Source organism: Vibrio sp. SBT000027, from assembly GCF_963894355.1.
Taxonomy (GTDB): domain Bacteria; phylum Pseudomonadota; class Gammaproteobacteria; order Enterobacterales; family Vibrionaceae; genus Vibrio; species Vibrio splendidus.
On sequence record NZ_CAWQGD010000004.1, the window covers coordinates 749,130 to 769,462 of the forward strand.

Annotated in this window: 17 protein-coding genes, 1 tRNA gene and 1 pseudogene; 11 read left to right on the forward strand and 8 right to left on the reverse strand. The window is 44.0% G+C overall.

The features are described from left to right. Positions 1 to 278: 278 nt before the first annotated feature. A complete protein-coding gene (gene gap / locus AACU28_RS13315) occupies positions 279 to 1,274 on the reverse strand; it encodes a type I glyceraldehyde-3-phosphate dehydrogenase (protein WP_026012234.1) in 996 nt (331 codons plus the stop codon). 319 nt (positions 1,275 to 1,593) lie between these two features. Here gap and msrB point away from each other — a divergent pair, with 319 nt between their 5' ends. Beyond that, positions 1,594 to 2,031 (forward strand): peptide-methionine (R)-S-oxide reductase MsrB, encoded by a 438-nt coding sequence (msrB, locus tag AACU28_RS13320; RefSeq protein ID WP_017079511.1) that lies wholly within the window; start codon positions 1,594 to 1,596, stop codon positions 2,029 to 2,031. A gap of 143 nt (positions 2,032 to 2,174) precedes the next feature. On the opposite strand, the gene AACU28_RS13325 is transcribed toward msrB, so the two are convergent. Then, positions 2,175 to 2,981: a DUF2989 domain-containing protein gene (locus AACU28_RS13325; RefSeq protein WP_029222678.1), complete on the reverse strand. Its 807-nt coding sequence runs from the start codon at positions 2,979 to 2,981 to the stop codon at positions 2,175 to 2,177. Between the two features lie 113 nt (positions 2,982 to 3,094). Between AACU28_RS13325 and AACU28_RS13330 the strand changes: the two genes are divergently transcribed. After that, positions 3,095 to 3,376, forward strand: a complete 282-nt coding sequence (locus AACU28_RS13330; RefSeq protein WP_004734093.1) for a YeaC family protein — start codon at positions 3,095 to 3,097, stop codon at positions 3,374 to 3,376. A gap of 206 nt (positions 3,377 to 3,582) precedes the next feature. On the opposite strand, the gene ansA is transcribed toward AACU28_RS13330, so the two are convergent. Both ansA and sppA read right to left on the reverse strand, forming a co-directional pair. Then, positions 3,583 to 4,599: an asparaginase gene (gene ansA / locus AACU28_RS13335; protein ID WP_004734091.1), complete on the reverse strand. Its 1,017-nt coding sequence runs from the start codon at positions 4,597 to 4,599 to the stop codon at positions 3,583 to 3,585. 118 nt (positions 4,600 to 4,717) lie between these two features. Further along, positions 4,718 to 6,568, reverse strand: a complete 1,851-nt coding sequence (gene sppA, locus AACU28_RS13340; protein WP_004734089.1) for a signal peptide peptidase SppA — start codon at positions 6,566 to 6,568, stop codon at positions 4,718 to 4,720. A 279-nt stretch (positions 6,569 to 6,847) separates the two neighbouring features. Here sppA and AACU28_RS13345 point away from each other — a divergent pair, with 279 nt between their 5' ends. The 5 genes and pseudogenes from AACU28_RS13345 (at position 6,848) to AACU28_RS13365 (ending at position 12,707) form a co-directional block, all read left to right on the forward strand. Next, positions 6,848 to 8,857, forward strand: a complete 2,010-nt coding sequence (locus AACU28_RS13345; RefSeq protein WP_004734088.1) for an NADPH-dependent 2,4-dienoyl-CoA reductase — start codon at positions 6,848 to 6,850, stop codon at positions 8,855 to 8,857. A 245-nt stretch (positions 8,858 to 9,102) separates the two neighbouring features. Then, a complete protein-coding gene (locus tag AACU28_RS13350) occupies positions 9,103 to 9,651 on the forward strand; it encodes an NAD(P)H nitroreductase (protein WP_004734087.1) in 549 nt (182 codons plus the stop codon). Between the two features lie 493 nt (positions 9,652 to 10,144). Then, positions 10,145 to 10,627, forward strand: coding sequence for a hypothetical protein (locus AACU28_RS13355; protein WP_121603053.1), 483 nt, complete (start codon positions 10,145 to 10,147; stop codon positions 10,625 to 10,627). A gap of 306 nt (positions 10,628 to 10,933) precedes the next feature. Then, positions 10,934 to 11,902 carry a YadA C-terminal domain-containing protein gene (locus AACU28_RS13360; RefSeq protein ID WP_121603054.1) on the forward strand — a complete coding sequence of 323 codons (969 nt, stop codon included), beginning with the start codon at positions 10,934 to 10,936 and terminating at the stop codon, positions 11,900 to 11,902. A gap of 264 nt (positions 11,903 to 12,166) precedes the next feature. Beyond that, positions 12,167 to 12,707: pseudogene (locus AACU28_RS13365) on the forward strand (transposase). Between the two features lie 111 nt (positions 12,708 to 12,818). On the opposite strand, the gene AACU28_RS13370 reads toward AACU28_RS13365, so the two are convergent. Beyond that, positions 12,819 to 13,091 carry a hypothetical protein gene (locus AACU28_RS13370; RefSeq protein ID WP_121603055.1) on the reverse strand — a complete coding sequence of 91 codons (273 nt, stop codon included), beginning with the start codon at positions 13,089 to 13,091 and terminating at the stop codon, positions 12,819 to 12,821. 194 nt (positions 13,092 to 13,285) lie between these two features. On the opposite strand from AACU28_RS13370, the gene AACU28_RS13375 reads away from it, so the two are divergent. After that, on the forward strand, positions 13,286 to 15,247 hold the full coding sequence (locus AACU28_RS13375) for a DNA topoisomerase III (protein WP_121603056.1): 1,962 nt from the start codon (positions 13,286 to 13,288) through the stop codon (positions 15,245 to 15,247). A 53-nt stretch (positions 15,248 to 15,300) separates the two neighbouring features. Here AACU28_RS13375 and AACU28_RS13380 read toward each other — a convergent pair whose 3' ends face one another. After that, on the reverse strand, positions 15,301 to 16,302 hold the full coding sequence (locus AACU28_RS13380; protein WP_121603057.1) for a DUF3080 domain-containing protein: 1,002 nt from the start codon (positions 16,300 to 16,302) through the stop codon (positions 15,301 to 15,303). 7 nt (positions 16,303 to 16,309) lie between these two features. Beyond that, positions 16,310 to 16,996 carry an SDR family oxidoreductase gene (locus tag AACU28_RS13385; protein WP_121603058.1) on the reverse strand — a complete coding sequence of 229 codons (687 nt, stop codon included), beginning with the start codon at positions 16,994 to 16,996 and terminating at the stop codon, positions 16,310 to 16,312. A 261-nt stretch (positions 16,997 to 17,257) separates the two neighbouring features. On the opposite strand from AACU28_RS13385, the gene AACU28_RS13390 reads away from it, so the two are divergent. Beyond that, complete coding sequence (locus AACU28_RS13390; protein WP_121603059.1) at positions 17,258 to 18,178, forward strand: histone deacetylase family protein; 921 nt, start codon at positions 17,258 to 17,260, stop codon at positions 18,176 to 18,178. Between the two features lie 65 nt (positions 18,179 to 18,243). Here the strand turns inward: AACU28_RS13390 and AACU28_RS13395 are convergent. Beyond that, positions 18,244 to 18,334: transfer RNA gene (locus AACU28_RS13395), tRNA-Ser, on the reverse strand. A gap of 325 nt (positions 18,335 to 18,659) precedes the next feature. On the opposite strand from AACU28_RS13395, the gene AACU28_RS13400 reads away from it, so the two are divergent. Continuing rightward, a complete protein-coding gene (locus AACU28_RS13400) occupies positions 18,660 to 19,103 on the forward strand; it encodes an RrF2 family transcriptional regulator (RefSeq protein WP_121603060.1) in 444 nt (147 codons plus the stop codon). A 37-nt stretch (positions 19,104 to 19,140) separates the two neighbouring features. Next, a complete protein-coding gene (locus tag AACU28_RS13405) occupies positions 19,141 to 20,325 on the forward strand; it encodes an NnrS family protein (protein WP_121603061.1) in 1,185 nt (394 codons plus the stop codon). Positions 20,326 to 20,333 lie beyond the last annotated feature (8 nt).

The window sequence follows — 20,333 nt, forward strand, 5'->3', positions numbered from 1 at the left end:
AGGAAATTGAATTCAAATGCTGGCTAGAACAGTGCTTGTGATTTTATGAGTGACAAGCAGAGCCAGTATTGGAATTAAATTTTGCGTTTTGACTTAAGTTTTAGGTTTAGGTTTAGCTTAAGTTTTAGTGTGTGACTAGCCAAGGCATTTTGGCGATCGGGGGCGAAGCCGTTTAAAAGATAGCGGGTATTAAAAAGGCGACACTAAGGTCGCCTTTTTCAAAGTCTGCTCAAAACAGTCTTCGCTAATGCTTATCTAAAGCTATTTCTAAAAAGAAATTACTTAGAGATGTGAGCGATTAGGTCAAGAACTTTGTTTGAGTAACCGATTTCGTTGTCGTACCAAGATACAACTTTAACGAATTTGTCAGTTAGAGCAACACCAGCTTTAGCATCGAATACTGAAGTTTGAACTTCACCGATGAAATCTTGTGATACTACTTGGTCTTCAGTGTAACCAAGAACGCCAGCCATTTCGCCTTCAGAAGCTTCTTTCATTGCAGCACAAATTTCTTCGTAAGATGCAGATGCTTTTAGGTTAACAGTTAGGTCAACTACAGATACGTTAGCAGTTGGTACACGGAAAGCCATACCAGTTAGAAGGCCGTTTAGTTCTGGAAGAACAACGCCTACAGCTTTAGCAGCACCAGTTGAAGATGGGATGATGTTTTGAGAAGCACCACGGCCACCGCGCCAGTCTTTAGCAGAAGGGCCATCTACAGTTTTTTGAGTTGCTGTAGTAGCGTGAACTGTAGTCATAAGACCAGACTCAATGCCCCACTTATCGTTAAGTACTTTAGCGATAGGTGCAAGACAGTTAGTAGTACAAGAAGCGTTAGAAACGATGTCTTGACCAGCGTAAGATGCTTGGTTAACGCCCATTACGAACATTGGAGTTGCATCTTTAGAAGGACCAGTAAGAACTACTTTCTTAGCGCCAGCAGTGATGTGCTTACGTGCAGTCTCGTCAGTTAGGAAAAGACCAGTTGCTTCAGCAACTACGTCTACTTCGATAGCATCCCACTTAAGATCTTCTGGGTTACGCTCAGCTGTAACACGTACAGTTTTACCGTTAACGATTAGGTTACCGCCTTCAACTTCAACAGTACCGTTGAAACGGCCGTGAGTTGAGTCGTACTTAAGCATGTATGCCATGTACTCTACGTCGATTAGATCGTTAATACCTACTACTTCGATGTCTGCACGCTCTTGAGCTGCGCGGAATACGAAACGGCCGATACGGCCAAAACCGTTAATACCTACTTTGATAGTCATTGTAGTTGCTCCACAACTTAATTTCTGATTAAAGATAACTGGTAGTAAAATTACAGAATCCAGTATACATCTGCAATAGATAATCCGACTTAACTTGTTTAATGTCAAAAAAAAGCGCCGCTTTTCTTAACAATTGGGCGTAAGTGGTTGAAAATTGACCATTGCAAGTGGCTCTGTACCCTTCCAGTTGGGTAAAATACCCCTAAATGATGATTCACTTATGAGTGTATATGTACAATGTTTCCTGGTGAGAAAGTATGTGCTACAAAACGACTGATATGCAAGCCTTTATAGAAAAAAGTAAATATAATAACAGAGAATGTGGAGAGATATTAACGTGGTTCAAAAGGGAGGGAATATGATAAAGCCTGATGAATACTGGCGTGAGCGCCTAACGGACGACGAATTTGCTGTGTGCCGTGAACGTGGTACTGAAGCCCCATATAGCGGTAAGTTACTGCACAACCATAACACTGGTGTCTATAGCTGCACATGCTGTGAAAGCCCTTTGTTTCTGTCGGATAACAAATATGACTCAGGGTGCGGTTGGCCAAGCTTTGATGCCCCAGTGAATGATGAAGCAGTACGCTATATAGAAGATCTAAGTCACGGAATGAAGCGTGTGGAGATCCGTTGTACTGCTTGTGATAGCCATTTAGGTCACGTTTTTCCTGATGGCCCACAGACAACAGGTGAGCGATTCTGTGTTAATTCTGTGTCGTTAATTTTCAACAAAAATGACAAAAGTACGAAATAACTTGTCACAATTGTTTAATCCTTACAGGTCGTACTTGTCGATTAAGGACTATTGAACAACCCAAGATTTCAGAATTAACTCTAGTACAAATAAAAACAGCTACCATGAAGTAGCTGTTTTTTTTGTGCATGAAGAAATCAAAACTAATAGTTCGGCACTATAGACGCGGTGTAAACGCCGTCTTCAATGGCTTCGACAATCTTTTCAGCATCATCATTGAATTGCTTGTATTGAGGTTTGTCGAAACGATACAGCACAGTGAGCTCTGCTTCAGAAGCAATGGGCACATCAAAGTCTTTGGCAACCATTGCCCACACATACGCTTTTTCCATATGACCAAGGCTGTGGTTGATACTGGCCATCGACTTGAAGATTTCAGTGTTGACGACCGAACCATTTGAAAGCGTTAACGCATTATTGAGTAGCTTAAGCGTTTTTGCATGATCGCGGGTGGTATAGAAGGTGGCTAAGGCATATTGCATTTCTGCCGTATTTAACGCTTCTTTCCCTTCTAGTTGTAGGAAACTGCGTCTGGCGTTGGTGTCCCCGGTTTGTGACCACAAGAAGTAAAGCGTTTCCGGTGTATTGGATTGTGATAGTTCATCTACAATACGCTCAGACTCTTCGATGCTGTGCATTAAAGAAGTAAAGCGACGCTCTTGCAGCTTAGATTGATCAATCGTCTCGATCTGCGCCGCAAGCTCTAGGCACTTTTTGTACGCAGTGACTAACTTGAACTCTTTAATCTTATTGGCTTCGGAGGGTTGCTTCTGAACTTCAAATCGATGCCAGATGAGGTCGGTACGTGCGACGCGACATTGCCCATCGTTCATGTTCAATTCCTCACACTGCAGCCCCGGATTACTTTGACAGAGTTGATCGGTATTTTTATTTCCTTCAAGACACCCAACCAGAGTGAAAGGTAATAGGCTGATCGCCAACCGTTTCATCATTTTCATATTCCTTCACTTGTGATCGAATGCACTTATTATCGGTCAGGTTCTTGACTCAATTCTGTTACGGGTTATTTTCTGGTGAAAATTGTTAAAACTAAGGCTTTATCATGGATGCAGAACAACTTCTTAGCGCAATGACACCCGAGGTCTACGAACGTTTAACTTACGCCGTTGAGACGGGTAAATGGCCAGAAGGTACGGCGCTCTCTAAAGAACAGCGCGACTCGTGTATGCAAGCAGTTATGTTATATCAATCTAAACATAACTCCGAAGCTCAACATATGACAATTGCAGCTGGTGGTGATATTAGCTTTAAATCTAAGTCTGAGCTTAAGAAGCAATTTAAGTCAGACCAAGAAGATATTGTTAGGGTTAACCCGAATCATTAGACTTAAATTACACAAAGGGGTGGCACTGTGCCACCCCTTTAACTGTTAAGCCGTTTATTTATAAGCAATAAAACGATTTAGTTCACGTTAAACGCCTGCGATACCCATGAAACGACTGGGTTAATGCGAAGGTTTTGGTTAAACGTATAGCTAACCCCATAGCTAAACCTCTGAACCTATAGCTCTAAACCTCTAGCTGAACAAGCTTATAAACTCATCTCACCGCGCAACACTTGTTGCATTTGATCCTTCACTTGTTCGTAGCTTAAGTTTTGGCTCAACAGGTAATGTAACTTCGCCAGTGCCGCTTCTGGTGTCATATCGTAACCACTGACAACTCCAGATTCTGCTAGTGCACAACCCGTCGCGTAACCACCCATATTGACTTTACCCGCCAAACACTGAGTTAGGTTCACTACAATCACACCTCGTTCTGATGCATCTTTTAAGTGCTGAAGTAACTCTTGATTTTGTGGTGCGTTACCAACACCAAAAGTAAGCAAAATCATTGCGTTAACAGGCTGTAGTAGTGTGTTGCGAATCACCTCATGTGAGATGCCTGGGTACATAGTGATTACACCGATGGGTTGCGGAGTAATGTTATGAACCTTGAAAGCACCTTCAGGTTGCTCGTTTACCTTAACGTTATTGCTGATCTGGATATTGATACCCGCTTCTAGCAATGGGGTTAGGTTTGGAGAGGTAAACGCATTGAAGCCATCTGCGTGTGATTTTGTGCTGCGGTTACCGCGCATCAACTTGTTGTTGAAGAACAGTGTCACTTCGTTGATCGGGTAGTTCGCTGCAATGTGCAGAGCGTTCAGCAGGTTTGCTTGTCCGTCTGAACGTAACTCTGCCAATGGGATCTGAGAGCCCGTAACAATCACAGGTTTGCCGAGGTTTTCCAGCATGAAAGACAGAGCAGAGGCGGTGTAAGCCATTGTGTCTGTACCGTGTAGGATAACGAAACCATCGTACTTATCGTAGTTCGCGCGAATATCATCAGCGATAGTCTGCCAATCAAGTGGCGTCATATCTGAAGAGTCCATTAATGGAGAGTATTCATGAATGGTGTACTCAGGCATTTCTGGGCGATGGAATTCAGGCATGCCAGCTAGCTGCTTATCCATAAAACCTGCGACTGGGACATAGCCGTGGTCCAAAGACTTCTGCATGCCAATTGTGCCGCCGGTATACGCGATATAGATGTGTTTTCTTTCCATGGCGATTAATACTTAGTGTGATATAGGGAACAGGGGGGCGATTATAGCGAATTATCATGCAATAAAAAGAGGCGCCTCACACAGAGGCACCTCTTGATAACAAAGCGTTAGCCTTATCTTATTGAACTTGGCAATTTAAGCAAAAAGCGTATCGGCCTTGTGGGTCGTTAAAGTTGCCTAACAGCTGGCTATCTTGAGCTAACTGCTGAGTAACAGGTTGTAAACTGCTTGGAATCATTGATTGGATATCAAAGCCTATCGACATCTGAACTTGATTCATAAATTCTTGAATAAATTGTTCAGTCGTTGAAAGTGGTTCTTCTACCCAGTAGATGTTGTAGGTTTCAAGCTCTGCAAGTGAAGCCGCTGCCGCAATCGCATCATCAAAATCACCAATTTCATCGACTAGACCTTTCTGGATTGCATCTTGGCCAGTCCATACTCGGCCTTGAGCGATCTTGTCGACAGCATCGACTTCCATGCCGCGATTCTCTCCAACTAGGCTAATGAATCGGCGGTAACCGTTTTCAATGCCCATTTGGAACGCATCTTTCGCGCCGTCGCTAAGCCCAGTCGTAATACCAAGACCAGAGAAAGGCGACGTACCAACGCCATCAGTGTAAACACCAATATCGTTCAACCCTTTTTCGAAAGTTGTGATAACACTAAAGATACCAATAGAACCAGTTAAGGTTGTTGGTTGAGCCAGGATCTTGTCCGCACCCATCGAGATCCAGTAACCACCCGAAGCGGCAAGGCTAGACATAGAGACAACAACCGGCTTGCCCGCTTGCTTGATCGCTTCTATTTCATTGCGAATCACTTCTGAAGCAAATGCGCTACCACCTGGGCTGTCTACACGAAGTACAACGGCTTTTACTTTGTCGTCGTTGCGCGCTTGGCGAAGTAGTGCTGCTGTGGTGTCGCCACCAACGGTGCCACGTGGCTGCTTACCATCCATAATTGCGCCGCTAGCAACAATCACAGCAACATCGTGCGATTCACTGGTTAGGTCTGGAAGCATGGTTGTACGGTACTCGTAGTATCCAAACGCGTTATAGCTGTCTTGACCATCACTGCCGAAGACGTCAGCAAGCTCTAGTCGTACTTGCTGGCGAGTTGCCAGTTCGTCAACTAAACCAAGCTTCTCTGCCAGTTTTGCGATATCGCCATCAACCGACTCAAGGTCTTTTAAGAAAGAGTCCATGCTTGGGTTCAGCGTTTTCGCGTCGATCTGACGGTTGTTGCTCACGTCATCAACGTATGCGCCCCATAATTGGCCTAACCAACGAGAAGCAGATTCTTTCGCTGCATCTGACATGTCGTCACGAATGAAAGGCTCGATAGCTGACTTATAGGTACCAACACGGAACACGTGCGTGTTGACGTCTAGCTTCTCTAATAACGTTTTGTAGTAAAGCGAATAAGCGCTGTAGCCTTTAAGAAGAACCCCACCATCTGGTGACAGGAAGACTTTAGTTGCGTAGCTGGCTAGGTAGTATTGGCTTTGGTTGTAAAAGTCACCCACCGCATAAATTGGTTTGCCAGTTGCTTTGAACTCGTTAAGCGCTTTAGCAATGTAGCGAAGCTTGGTCAGATTGGTTTCTGGCAGTTCTTTGAGTGCTAAAACGATACCAGTAACGTTGTCATCGTCTTTGGCGTAGCGAATCGTTTCAACAATATCAAACAGGACGTTCTCTTTCGGAAGGTCTTTGCCAAGTAGTGAACCTGTGACCGAATCCATCGGGTTGATATAGCGACTTTGCTCCACGATAGGACCAGACAAGTTAAGTACTAAAGCCGATTCCTGTGGAACAGTGGGCTGAGTTGTGTCTGAGTGGAAGTATACAAAGTAGATGATGGCGATACTGAGTAAAAAGAAGAGGTTAACGAGCGCAAGACGCACAAACGTGATGAGCTTCCAAATCCCTTTAAAGATCATACCTATAAATTTGAATATCTTTTTCATTATGTCTCCGCAGTGAGATCACGTGGCTTTAACAAGCAACAGTACTATTAATCTCAATAATATGAACTGCTTAGTATCCTACGATAATTCCCTAGCTCAAACTACACCAAGAATTGTTAATCGATATATATTCTCATTAAGTGTAGACAGATTAAGGACTTTTGAACGATTAATGCGTCCTGCATTATGATCGGTGTTACAAAAATGTAAACGGTTGTTTGAACTTTTGGTGATTGAGTTATATTGTGGTCAGACCACAAGGATATAATAATAGAAGTGATGTCTGCCATGTACCCACATTTACTCGAACCACTCGATCTTGGATTTACTCAGTTACGTAACCGTGTATTGATGGGATCAATGCACACGGGTTTAGAAGAAAATAAAGAAGGCCTCCACAAGCTTGCCGCGTTTTATGAAGAGCGAGCAAAAGGAGGCGTTGGCCTTATTGTTACCGGTGGTTTCTCTCCTAATTTACGTGGCAGATTGACCCCATTTAGTGCTGAGTTCAGTAAAGTTAAGCACGCAAAAGCTCACCAAGTTGTTACCGAGGCCGTGCATAAGCATGGCGGTAAAATTGCTCTTCAGTTGCTGCATGCTGGCCGCTATGCAATGCACCCATTCGCGCAAAGTGCTTCGGGCATCAAAGCGCCAATCGCTAAGTTTGCACCGAGTGAGATGAGCCCTCGTCAAATTAAAAAGACCATCGGTGCTTTTGCCAATAGTGCAGAACTAGCTCAGGTTGCTGGCTATGACGGCATTGAGATCATGGGATCTGAAGGCTACTTGATTAACCAATTTATCTGTAAACGTACCAACATGCGTTATGACGAATGGGGCGGTTCTTATGAGAAGCGCATGCGTTTCCCGCTAGAGATCGTTAAATCGATTCGCGAAGCGGTGGGTAAAGATTTCATCATTATTTTCCGCTTATCGATGCTGGATTTGGTTGAGCAAGGCAGCACGTTCGAAGATGTTGTACTTTTGGCTCAGAAGCTAGAAGAAGCGGGCGTGACCATTATTAATACTGGTATTGGTTGGCATGAAGCTCGTGTCCCGACTATTGCGACACAAGTTCCAAGAGGAGCATTCTCTTGGGTGACGGAAAAAGTTAAACCATACGTGTCGATCCCAGTGGTGACATGTAACCGTATCAACACGCCAGAAGAGGCTGAACGTATCCTCAGTTCAGGACAGGCCGACATGGTATCAATGGCTCGTCCATTCTTGGCAGACCCTGACTTTGTTAATAAAGCGGCTCAAGACCAAGCTCAGTTCATTAACACCTGTATCGGTTGTAACCAAGCTTGTCTTGATAACGTATTCAAAGGCAAAAGAGCGAGTTGTTTGGTGAACCCTCGTGCTTGTTACGAGACTGAAATTGTTGTTCAGCCTGCACAAGCGACCAAAACTATTGCCGTGGTTGGTGCTGGGCCTGCTGGTTTAGCCTGCGCGACGACGTTGGCACAGCGTGGTCATAATGTTGATCTGATTGAGAAAAATGACCGTATCGGTGGACAATTTAGATTGGCAATGCAGATTCCGGGTAAAGAAGAGTTCAGAGAAACGATTCGTTACTTTGCTAATCAAATAGATGCATCAGGCGTGAACTTAAAACTGGATACTGAAGCGACGTTTGAGATGTTGTTGAAGTACGATGAAGTCGTGATGGCTGCCGGTGTTGAGCCAAGAAAGCTTGATATTGAAGGGATTGACCAAGAAAACGTAATCGATTATCAAACCTTGATTCGAGAAAAGACACCAGTAGGCGAAAAAGTCGCGATTGTTGGTGCCGGTGGTATCGGTATTGATGTGGCAACTATGCTAACAGAGCCGACTTCTCACAGCTTGGATGACTGGCTGCATGAGTGGGGCATTGATAAGAATATGGAACACCCTGGTGGACTTTATCCTTACCCTGATTCGTTCAGTGATAAAACGGTTTGGGTGATGCAGCGTAAAGCGGGTCGTGTCGGTAAAGGTCCGGGTAAGACTACAGGTTGGATTCATAAACGCACATTAGAAAAACGTGGTGTGAACTTACTTGGAGGCGTGAGCTACAACAAGATTGACGACCAAGGTCTGCATATCAGCGTTGGTAAGAAAGATCAGGTACTCGATGCCGATTCCGTTATCGTGTGTGCGGGCCAAGTTTCAGTTCGTCCATTCGAAGACATGTGGCAAGAGTTTGGTGGCAAACTACACGTGATAGGCGGTGCCGATTACGCAGGTGAACTGGATGCCGTGCGTGCGATTCGACAAGGTGTTGAGCTGGCGATTAAGCTTTAACAACAAACAGAATGTTCTCGTTTGATAAGCTTGAATTAGAAAGTTCAATAAGCTGAACTCGACGGGTAACTGAGCTTGGACTAGACAGATAAATAAGGCTCCTAAGTCATAGATTTAGGGGCCTTTGTTGTTTCTAGTGTCGTTTCAAATATTGCTTCAAATAGACAGCCGTTGAGATTTATTATCGTTTGTGTTCTGTGCTACAGTTCAATTATACAAACAATAAAAATTAGTAAGGACTTCAAATGGATGCTTTGGATCTATTGCTCAACAGACGCTCAATCGCAAAACTCTCTGATCCGGCACCTGAAGGTGTGGCGTTAGAAAATATCATTAAAGCGGGCTTACGTGCTCCAGACCACGGCGCATTGACACCATGGCGCTTTGTTATCGCACAAGGCTCAGGGTTACAGAAGCTCTCTGATATTTTGGTTCGTGCAGCACAAGCTGACGAGAGCGAAGAAGCGGTCATTGAGAAAGTTAAAAAAGCGCCGTTTCGAGCACCGATGGTGATCACTATCATCGCAAAGGTAACTGAGCACGAAAAAGTGCCCGCGTTCGAACAACACCTATCTGCAGGTTGTGCTGCGCAAGCCATGCAAATGGCTGCCGTTGCACAAGGTTTCCAAGGTTTTTGGCGTTCAGGTAAGTGGATGTTCCACCCTGAAGTTCACCAAGCTTTCGGCCTAGAAGGCGACGACGAAATCGTTGGTTTCCTATATTTGGGTACTCCGGGCTGTACGCCAATGAAAGCGCCAGAACGTGACTTCTCAAAGTTCGTCGAGTTCTTATAAAGAAAGCTGAAGCTTGAATAGTGGAATGCTAACTGTATAAACAACCAGTTTTCCTTGATTTCTAGGGGCCACATTAGAGAACGTTTACCCTGTTGTGATTTGACAGTTGTGACTTTGAACAGGTCAGATAGGTGAACAATTCTTACTGTTGCATCTAAATCAATCTGTAAGCGTTCGTATAGCCCATGCCAACGTTTTTAATAACTCCCAATACTTCAAGACTACTAATAGCAGCATTCAACGCTATTACCCGCAAAGACGCGATTTTGGAAGAGCATTGGAAGGTAAGGTGTTTTCATTGGTAGTTGTTCATTGATCATTTGAGAGCAAGTAAAGCATTCATTCATGGGTAACTGCAATGGGTGATCAATTCTTTACATTCTAACAAAAACAATTAGCACCTTCGGGTGCTTTTTGCCAAACAAAAACAATTAGCACCTTCAGGTGCTTTTTGCGTATAGTTAATCATTGGTCTTCACAATGGTATACAAAAATGGCCTACATTTCACCACAAGAGCGACAACGCAAAAAAGAAGCGTTTGATGCTTATGTACTTCAAATCTTCTTAGAAGAAGGTTGGGAGGCAATCAGTTATGAACGTGTATCAAAGCACTTCAAAACAACTAATAGTTCTATTCAACGATACTATCCACACCGTGCTGACTTTGGCGACGCGTTAAGCGGTCACATATTACCTATATTAGCTAAACACCTGAAGTTTGATAATAAGCAAGTGTTCATAGAATCATGGGCTGAAGCTATGCATGATTGGTTTTTTGCTATGGTAATAAAGATGATCATTGAAAACTCAGTTGTGACCAACACCGATAACAACATAAAGAAGGGTGTTTATCGTATGGTTGGTGTTCTTGAGAACACAATGACTAAAGAAGAAGCTGTTGATGCATTGGAAGCTGTTCTTGGTAAATCAGTAATGTACTATATGAATCAATCGCTTACGAGTGTTCTAAAATAAAGTTTAAATTATTTCAAATAAAGCATTGCGTACTGTTACGCATTGTGTAAAATGGACGGCACAAGAAAGGGGAGCAGCGTTAAGTCCCCTTTTATTTTAGATGTATTGCGTATTGTTACGCAAAGTATCTAATGGGCGGCACAAGAAAGGGGGCAGCGTTAAGTTCCCTTTTATTTTAGACGGCTTGCGTATCATTACGCATTAGTGCCAAGAGAATGGTATCACCGTTTTTTTGGCGTTAAATCATTATTTCGTTGCACTAACTGCAACACAAACATTAAATTTTTTAGATAGGGTATATCAAAAATGAAAAAGACAATTCTTGCTACACTAATCGCTGCTACTTCTTTCAACGCTCTAGCAATCGACACTAATCCAGTTCTACCGCCTCAAGGCTTGCCAAGTGTTGATCCAATTGATGTAGTTATCGATCCGATTCTTCCTATTATCGAATTGCCTAAGCACCTAAGCGAAGCAGACAAAGCGGTTCTTGGTACAGTAATTTCAGCAAAGGCTGTTGACCACGTTAACAACAAAGTTTCAGGTTGGGATGGTGATGCTTGGCTAACAGAAATCAATGCACGTGCTAATACACATGGTTACGGTGTTGAAGTTCAAGGTGATGATTTAGTATTCACAAAAGTTAATACAGACGGCACTAACGAAAACGTTACTATCAACAAGAACGACTTCCACACTAAGGTTGATAACCGTGTTAAAGAACTTTCAGCACAGCGTGACGCTAACCAAGCAGCACGTGATGAGAAGCTAGAAATTAAACTTCCAATTGAAGATTCTGAACCTACTCCACTTCCAGACGTTCGTCCACCACAAGAAGAAATGCCTGTTGTTGGTATCGACCCTGAACGCGTTCAAGAAGCGGTACAACAACTTGTTGAATCGGGTAACAATCTGAATGAATCAGGTCGTGCAGCAGCACAACAAGCAGCACAACAACAAGCACAGATTGATGAAATCTATGCACAAGGCCAACAAAACACTTCAGACATTGCAACGCTGTTCAACGAAGTTGACCGCCTTGATACACGTATTGACCAAACACAAGCACTTAACGCTGCGACAGTGAATGCGCGTCCAATGGTAACTAACGGTCAGACAGCATTTGGTGCGGGTGTTGGTTACGCAGGTTCAGAAGCTGCTATCTCTGTTGGTGTTGCTCACTCTTTTGTTGATACTGGTTGGTCTGCCTCAGGCACACTTGCAGCGTCTTCGGATGATGTTGTAATTGGTGCGGGTACACAGTACGCATTCTAACGAATACCCTATAAACCTAGTGTTTACCCGCTTGTTCTAAGAGTCTCAAGCGGGGTTTTCAAAAGGCTTTGGTTTCAATTTATCTAGTGATGAACTGAGTAATCAATCAGAGTCCTCCAAGAACCTTATTAAGCCTATGGTGCACCTAACAATTTTGTACTACTTGATTTATGTTGTCTTGCAATGGCTTTGTTGCGTAACTCGATGGAACTAAACTAGGAAGTTATGATCTGATCGGTTACATCAGTCAATCATCGTAGCTTTATGCCGAAACCTTGTTATAAAACAACTAACTGGAAACAGTACAATAAAGCCTTAATCAAGCGTGGAACACTCACTTTCTGGATTGATGAAAAAACTATAAAAGAGTGGAAACAAAGCAAGCAGAGTAAGCGTGGTAGGCCACGTCGATTCAGTGACCTAGCCATTACTACCGCATTGATGGTAAAACGCATTTTCTCTATGCCATTGAGAGCACTACAAGATTTTCTGGGCTCAGTATTTAAGCTGGCTAACATTCCGTTTATCCCACCAAGATAAGTGGCAGCCTTCTGGCAACAAGGACATCCTCGCAATTTAGCAGTGGGTTGCCAAAAGATTTACGGCTCCAACAAGAATTGGAAAAAGCGGTATGGTTATCATAAGCGTTCGCTATCTGAAACAGCCATGTATCGTGTGAAGCAGTTACTAGGCGGGAGGTTAAGTCTAAGAAACTACAATGCTCAGGTTGGCAACCGACTCCATGATAAAAGCGTTGGGCAAGCTTACAGGGTTTGGTATGCCTGAAGTTCAGTATGTTGTATAAGAATTGCTCAACTTCAGACGGTTTGGTTTTCTGTCCGAATTACGTAACAAGGCCTCGTACTTCTGCAAACCCATCAATGTATGTCCATATCAAAACGCCTTCCAGTTTAAATCAGTGAAGTAGTTTGTAGTTTGCAGTTTGCTCTGGTTCTTGTCGGCTGAATCGATCTGATGAGTACATCAAGAGCGCTGTACCACGTTTGTAATGGTCGTTAAGTACATCATCATAGATTTCCTTCAATACCCCACCATCAGCCATGTGTTCACCCTTGTACACAGATAGCCCTGCATCGAAGTATTCGTTAACAATACGTCCGTTGTGCTCATCGATTATCTTCTGATCGGGAGAGAATTGGATTTGCTTACATAGTTTTCCATCGTTCAACTGTGTCTTAGTCGAAACACGTCCATAGGTTATAAAGTCTGTTATATGGGTATCATTCCCGTTAGATAATCAATAAAATCAGGGTCTAAGTAATTAAACTCACCTGCATTACCTTTTACAGTCTGTCATGCTGATTCTTGGCGGGGTAGGAATTAGATAATGTGTCCCTAATTGTTTGTAGCATCTGGAAAAACATGTCTCGCCTTATTATTGCTGAAAAACCAAGCCTCGGCCGCGCGATTGCCGCCGCACTACCGAATCCACAGAAGAAAGACCAAGGGTTTATCAAATGTGGTAATGGGGATGTGGTGACTTGGTGTATTGGACACTTATTGGAGCAGGTTGAGCCAGACGCTTATGACGACCGTTATAAGAAGTGGAACTTAGCCGATCTTCCTATCGTGCCAGAGCAATGGCAACTAAGACCACGCAAGACTTCCAGCAAACAGCTCACGGTGATCCGAAAGCTATTGAAAGACGCGACCCAAATTGTCCATGCGGGTGACCCGGATAGAGAAGGGCAGCTGCTGGTGGATGAAGTGATCGATTACTGCAAGGTGTCTAAGGCCAAGAAAGAGTCGATGGACAGGCTGCTGATCAGCGATTTGAACTTACCAGCGGTAAAGCGTGCGCTCTCTCAGATGCGCAGTAACCGAGACTTTATTCCATTGTCTATTTCTGCTTTAGCACGCTCTAGAGCCGATTGGCTGTATGGCATGAACATGACCCGAGCTTACACCTTGCTTGGTCAAAAGGCGGGTTACCAAGGCGTGTTGTCGGTAGGGCGAGTGCAAACGCCTGTACTTGGTTTGGTCGTAAGGCGTGATGAAGAGATCGAAAACTTCATTCCGAAAGATTACTTCACTCTGCATGCGCTGATCCCTTACCAAAACAACGGCCAGTGCTTTGATATTCGAGCGCGTTGGAAACCAAGCGAAGCATGTAAGCCATGGCAAGATGAAGAAGGCCGGGTGCTCAATCGAAAATTGGTTGAGAACGTTGCTAACCGAATTGCGAATCAACCCGCGACGGTGACGGAATCAGAGCAAAAGCAAAGTAAACAAGCTGCGCCACTGCCTTACTCGCTGTCAGCTTTGCAGATTGATGCGTCTAAACGTTTTGGTATGAGTGCTCAGCAGGTGTTGGACACCTGTCAGTCGTTGTACGAGAAACACAAACTCATCACTTACCCGCGTTCTGACAGCCGCTATCTACCTAAAGATCACTACTCACAAAGAGAGTCGGTCGTGGATGCTATCGCTAACAATGCGAAAGAGCTGCAAAGTGGTGCTCAAGGTGCGGATCTTTCTCTTAAATCCAAAGCATGGAACGACAGCAAGGTCGATGCTCACCACGCGATAATCCCAACACCGAAGAAATCATCGGTGAACGGCCTGTCTGCCAACGAGATGAAAATCTATCAGCAAATCGCTCGCCAGTATCTAATGCAATTCTATCCACCTGCGGTTTTTGCCGATGCTAAGCTGGTTTTTGATATCGCTGGTGGCGTGTTCATCGCTAAAGGACGTCAGCTTATCCACCCGGGCTGGAAGGTGTTGATGGGGAAAACGGACACTGAAGAAAAAGGTGATGGTACGGATACGGTTCCTCCATTGGATAAAGGAACCGTGTTGACGTGTCGTGAAGGTATTATTGGTGATAAGAAAACCGAACCACCAAAGCACTTCACGGAAGCGACCTTGCTACAAGCGATGACAGGTATCGCGCGCTTTGTCGCGAACAAAGACCTTAAAGCCATTTTGAAAGAGACCGATGGCCTTGGAACGGAAGCAACCCGAGCGGGTATTCTAGATACTTTGTTCAAGAGACAACTGTTAACGCGACAAGGTAAAAGCATCCATAGTAGCCCTGCAGGTAGAGGTTTGATTAATGCTTTACCTGGGGACTCGACCTTTCCCGACATGACGGCTCACTGGGAGCATCAGTTGCAAGGTATGGCTGAGCGAAACCAAGCGTATCAACCCTTCATGCAAGCGCTAGAAAGTAAGATCGATGGCTTAATGGGTAAGGTAAAAACAGGTGAAGTCCCTGAATCCCTGCGTCATCTTCCTAAAGTTGAAAGACCAGCATTCAAGCGCCGTAAAGGCGGTGGGACAAGGAAGAAGACTTACGCGAAGAAAGGCGCTAAAAGTTAATCAGTTAGAAACTGAAAGCTAACAACACCCATTATTGATATTGGGAATCAATATTAACGACCGACCTTGCGCCCACAACGTTTAAACAGCTGCTGCCAATAGTCTACATGGCGACGAGTTGATGATCGAAAGGCGTGATGCGCATCTTTGATGGGAAAGTAATAACTGTGCAAGTCAGGCTGCGCGTCAAACATACCAAGTTGCGGGGCTAACTGCTGATAGTAGCCATCTAATTGCGCCATGTACGGCTGAACTTTGCCTATATATTGCTGCTCGAACACATTGTTGATATAGCGAAACTTAGTCGTATCTCGTTGTTTACCACAGATGATATTGTCATCAAAAGTTGTCAGCTGTTTGGTGATGGTATCAAGTTCGGATGAAGCTCGCGTGAGCGAGTAGTATAAATCCCCGAGCGTAGAGCTCTTTTCTAATACTTCTTGAACCTCAGTAGTCTTTCCCGAAACGAGCGGAACGTTTAACGCTTGATTGATATGTTCTAAGGCATCACTGGTTTGTCGTACCTGATCGCCGATATCAGCGTGTAACCACTGACTACCACGCATTTGTGACTGCATGGCATCGCTGGCATAGATTAGATTCCATTGGTGCCGCGGAAACTGTGTGAGTTTCTGCTGCTCGATTTCTTTCAGTAGCTCTACGACCTCAGGGTCTAATTCGCTACCGGATAAACATTTCCCAACACCTGCAAGTAGGGCGACTTGATAATCGTAATTACGAAACTCATCCGCGACTTTCCCAAGAACCGAATTTCTTTCTGCAATCAGATTGAACAATCCACACTGACGAAGCTGGTAACTGTCGATTAAACCGATAGAAAGCGAGGGCACGTCAAGCAGCAGTTCTCGTTTTCTCGGTAGGCTTTCAAATTCCCGTTCCTCTTTTATCTCGTCAGCATCTTGTACTCTGGCTATCTTGGTTTGGTAGTCGTCGAATAAGCCTCCGGGGCCATCACTAAAACAGCCAGCTAGCATCACCGTCAGACAAAACAGTGTTGAGTGCTTAACTAGGTTTGAGAGAGGGCCATCACTCATCTGCGGGTTACCAGTCTATTTCGCTGCCATCGAAATTAAAGAAGTGACCACTTACTTCAGTATTCGCGGACTCGATGACTTTTATAAGACCAGAAGCTGAGGTGCCGGTGTCGATCAGAGCATTAGGGCCGCCCATTTCGGTCTGTACCCAACCAGGATGCAGAGCTAACACCGTAACGCCGTTATCCGTTAAGTCGTTACTTAAGCTCTTCACAACGGAGTTTAGAGCGGCTTTGGAGGAGCGATAGATGTAGCCGCCTCCTGAGGTGTTCTCGGACATGCTACCGACTCTAGAAGACAGGCAAGCGATCTTTTTGACGTCACTAATTTCTATAAGAGGTAATAGAGTCTCGACAAGCTTCAATGGCGCAATGGTGTTGACTTCGAATACACGGCGCCACTCTTCGACATCGGTATTACCCAGACCATAACCTTTAGGACCATAGTAGCCAGCGTTGTTGATCAAGATATCAATCGACTCTATTTGCGAAGTGAGGTGGCTCACCGCTTGGTAATCGGTTATCTCTAATTGAATGCAGGTTAGATTGCTGTTGTGGTCTGCGAGAGAGAGCAGTTCTTTTGCTGAATTGGCATCACGATAAGTCGCGTACACCTTGTGGCTACCTTCCAAGTATTGTTGAGTCAGGCTTAAGCCAATGCCGCGATTTGCTCCAGTAATGAAAATAACGCTCATGGTGATTCCTTTTTAGTTCAATTAGTTAAGTTTGATGGCTTAACACGAGAAAATCAACGCTCCACCAACTGGCCATTAGCATTCCTATAAAAATCATTACTGCTGCTACTGAGCCGCAGATCACCCCAAAGATGAGTATTAGGTTTTTCATTGCTGTCTCTTTTTTAAAGCTAAGATAATGATAACTATTATCATCAATTAAGGTTGTCGCCTAGGCTGAGACTGTTATGATTTTGAGAAAGATACGCAATTAACCTGATTATGATTCCTTTAATTTACCACCCAATCTATTCGCAGTTACCTTTACCAGAAGGTCACCGTTACCCGATTAACAAATATCAGTTGTTACACAGTGCTGTTGAAGCGTTAATGGGTAGCGATCCACAATGGGGTAATGCATTCGAAATGTTCCAGCCAACGCCAGTTTCGGTTGAACAGGTAAAACAGATTCACGATAGTGAGTATGTGGATTTGCTTGTTTCTGGTAATTTGCCCGCAGCAAAGATGAGACGTATCGGTTTCCCCTGGAGTGAACAACTTATCGAAAGAACACTCTACTCAAGTGGTGGAACCTGCTTGGCCGCTGAAATGGCAATAGAGAGTGGTTTAGCGATTCATTTGAGTGGTGGTTATCATCATGCGCATCATGATTTTGGCAGTGGCTTTTGTTTGTTGAACGATCTGGTGTTAGCGGCAAAACACGCGCTGACCTTTGAGCATATCGATAAAGTGCTTATCGTCGACAGCGATGTTCATCATGGTGATGGCACAGCGACTCTTTGCCAAGAGAATAACGACATCATTACTTTGTCGTTCCACTGCGACAAAAACTTCCCTGCACGAAAACCGCTATCTGATTTAGATGTGCCGTTAAGTCGTGAAACAGAGGATGAAGAGTTCTTACGTTGTTTTGAACAAGTCACTAAGTTAGCGATTGCTCACCATCAACCTGATCTGATTATTTATGATGCGGGGATCGATATCCATCAAGACGATGAATTGGGTTACTTGAATGTTTCGACAAAAGGGATATTTGAACGCGACTGTTTGATGATTGAGTTAGCGAAATCAGAGTCTATTCCGATGGCATGCGTAGTCGGTGGCGGATATCGAACTCAACATCAAGATTTGGTACCGATTCACATGCAGTTATTGAAGGCCGCATTTGCTGTTAGCAGTTGAGCGGTGAGCTTGTGTGATCTCCAGATACAAAAAAGCCGCTGATTTCTCAGCGGCTTTCTTTAATGTGGTGGAGGGATAGGGATTTGAACCCTAGAACCGCTATTAACGGTTGCCGGTTTTCAAGACCGGTGCTTTCGACCACTCAGCCATCCCTCCAATGGCGCGTATAATATAAGGGTGGCTTAGGCTTGTAAATACCCTTATCAACTGACTGCTTTTTTTATGAACAAGTTTGTGCATTTTTATATGGTTAGAGTGAAAATACATCGAAAAATGTTCCTGATCGTTTCGGCTTAGGGGGTTAGGTATCGTTTGAGGAAGGAGAATGGAGAAAGGATCTAATACAACTGATGTGAGGAACGTAATTAGGACCGAAGCCTTAGCTTTTGGTGTGTAGCCACCATTCCTCATTAGGGTTAACTTGCCTTTGCTGTCTATAAGATTCATAATGAATGCATCTTATAGAGTGAAATATCCCACCATGCATATCACACGTTACACTGATTATTCCCTGCGAGTGCTGATCTATTTAGCGATCAACAACCAATCTCTTAGCACCATCGGCGACATTGCTAACAGTTATGGTATTTCTAAAAACCACTTAATGAAGATCGTTCAGCAACTCAACCTCAAAGGACATCTGATCGCCACAAGAGGAAAAAATGGTGGTTTGAAACTCAGTTGCCATCCAAGTCAGATCAACATCGGTACGTTAGTTCGAGAGTTAGAAGACAAACGTAACTTGGTTGAATGTTTTGGTGAGGATAATAGCTGTGTCATTACACCAAATTGCCAATTGAAAACTATCTTTGCTGAAGCTCAAGAGTGTTTTTACAAAAGCTTAGATGCTTATAGCTTACAAGATCTCCTTGGCGAAGGGCACAGCTACAAGCTAGGGCGACTTTTGGCGGTTGAAGTTATTTAAAAGTAAGCAAGTTTGTTTACTCACTAGGTTTACGATGATGAAAGATTTAAATCAAAACCCTAACAATGGCGTTTCAATGACGGCATTTTTTGAACTCGCGTTTCGACCGTTTTTCTTGTTTGCGTCACTTTTTAGTATTGCAGCGTTAGTCGGGTGGGCCGCGTTTTGGAATGGCAGCGAAACCTTAAATGTTTATGGCGGTGCAATGTGGTGGCATATTCATGAAATGTTGTTTGGCTTTGCAGCCACTGTCGTGGTTGGTTTTTTACTGACGGCCGTACAAAATTGGACGGGTGTTCGCAGCATTAACGGACACGGGTTAATGATACTTCTGGCTATCTGGTTGTGTGCGAGAATAGCCATGTTCCTACCTGAGGTTCTAAGCCCTTGGCTGGTGGCTGGACTCGATTTACTGTTTTTACCGATCGCTGTAATTTATCTTGCTCACAATATTGTCAGTGTGAAGCTTTGGCGAAACCTGTTGTTCGTCCCCATTTTATTGCTAATGACTTTTGCCAATGCCGCAATGCACTATGGCGTTTTATTTCAGCAGCCAGTCTTAATTTCACAAGCTAGCACAAGCATGGTGCTGTTGGTGACCCTAGTCATGTGCATTATGGGTGGACGAGTTTTTCCTATGTTTACCGCTAATGGCACACAGACACCACGAACCCCTGCATTACCATGGCTTGAAAAGCTGAGCATTGTGAGCACGATTTTCGCCGTTGTGTTGAGCTTTCAGATACTTCCAGTTCCACAAAGTCTCGTTGCTTTCGTTTTTATTGTCAGTGGCTTGGCAAATGCGGTTAGGGCGGTAAGGTGGAAAATATGGGTCGCTTTTAAGACTCCTCTTGTGTGGTCTTTACACTTAAGCTATTGGGCCATTTCGTTAGGGTTGGTCTTGTATGGCGTTTCGATCATTTCGTCATTGGTCACACAATCACAAGCGATTCATGCATTAACCGTTGGTGGAATGGGAGTGATGATCTTATCAATGATCTCACGTGTTTCTCTAGGACATACAGGTCGAGCTATTGCGATTGGTAAAATAATGACTGCGGCGTTAATCGCCATTGTTTTTGCCTTTATTGTTCGAGTGTTTGGTGGATACTTTACCCATGATATTGTCTCTATCATCACCTTATCCAGCGCTCTGTGGGTCGCTGCATACAGTTGTTTCGTTGTGTTGTACTTACCAATTTTAATAAAACCAAAAGCTTAAATTACTAC

Excerpts from the sequence above, each read along its gene's own strand:
- sppA (WP_004734089.1), bottom strand. The coding sequence starts at position 6,568 with ATGAAAAAGATATTCAAATTTATAGGTATGATCTTTAAAGGGATTTGG.
- AACU28_RS13325 (WP_029222678.1), bottom strand. The coding sequence starts at position 2,981 with ATGAAACGGTTGGCGATCAGCCTATTACCTTTCACTCTGGTTGGGTGT.
- AACU28_RS13350 (WP_004734087.1), top strand. The coding sequence starts at position 9,103 with ATGGATGCTTTGGATCTATTGCTCAACAGACGCTCAATCGCAAAACTC.
- AACU28_RS13375 (WP_121603056.1), top strand. The coding sequence starts at position 13,286 with ATGTCTCGCCTTATTATTGCTGAAAAACCAAGCCTCGGCCGCGCGATT.
- AACU28_RS13380 (WP_121603057.1), bottom strand. The coding sequence starts at position 16,302 with ATGAGTGATGGCCCTCTCTCAAACCTAGTTAAGCACTCAACACTGTTT.
- AACU28_RS13345 (WP_004734088.1), top strand. The coding sequence starts at position 6,848 with ATGTCTGCCATGTACCCACATTTACTCGAACCACTCGATCTTGGATTT.
- ansA (WP_004734091.1), bottom strand. The coding sequence starts at position 4,599 with ATGGAAAGAAAACACATCTATATCGCGTATACCGGCGGCACAATTGGC.
- AACU28_RS13400 (WP_121603060.1), top strand. The coding sequence starts at position 18,660 with ATGCATATCACACGTTACACTGATTATTCCCTGCGAGTGCTGATCTAT.
- AACU28_RS13405 (WP_121603061.1), top strand. The coding sequence starts at position 19,141 with ATGAAAGATTTAAATCAAAACCCTAACAATGGCGTTTCAATGACGGCA.
- msrB (WP_017079511.1), top strand. The coding sequence starts at position 1,594 with ATGTGGAGAGATATTAACGTGGTTCAAAAGGGAGGGAATATGATAAAG.
- gap (WP_026012234.1), bottom strand. The coding sequence starts at position 1,274 with ATGACTATCAAAGTAGGTATTAACGGTTTTGGCCGTATCGGCCGTTTC.
- AACU28_RS13385 (WP_121603058.1), bottom strand. The coding sequence starts at position 16,996 with ATGAGCGTTATTTTCATTACTGGAGCAAATCGCGGCATTGGCTTAAGC.
- AACU28_RS13330 (WP_004734093.1), top strand. The coding sequence starts at position 3,095 with ATGGATGCAGAACAACTTCTTAGCGCAATGACACCCGAGGTCTACGAA.
- AACU28_RS13355 (WP_121603053.1), top strand. The coding sequence starts at position 10,145 with ATGGCCTACATTTCACCACAAGAGCGACAACGCAAAAAAGAAGCGTTT.
- AACU28_RS13360 (WP_121603054.1), top strand. The coding sequence starts at position 10,934 with ATGAAAAAGACAATTCTTGCTACACTAATCGCTGCTACTTCTTTCAAC.
- AACU28_RS13390 (WP_121603059.1), top strand. The coding sequence starts at position 17,258 with ATGATTCCTTTAATTTACCACCCAATCTATTCGCAGTTACCTTTACCA.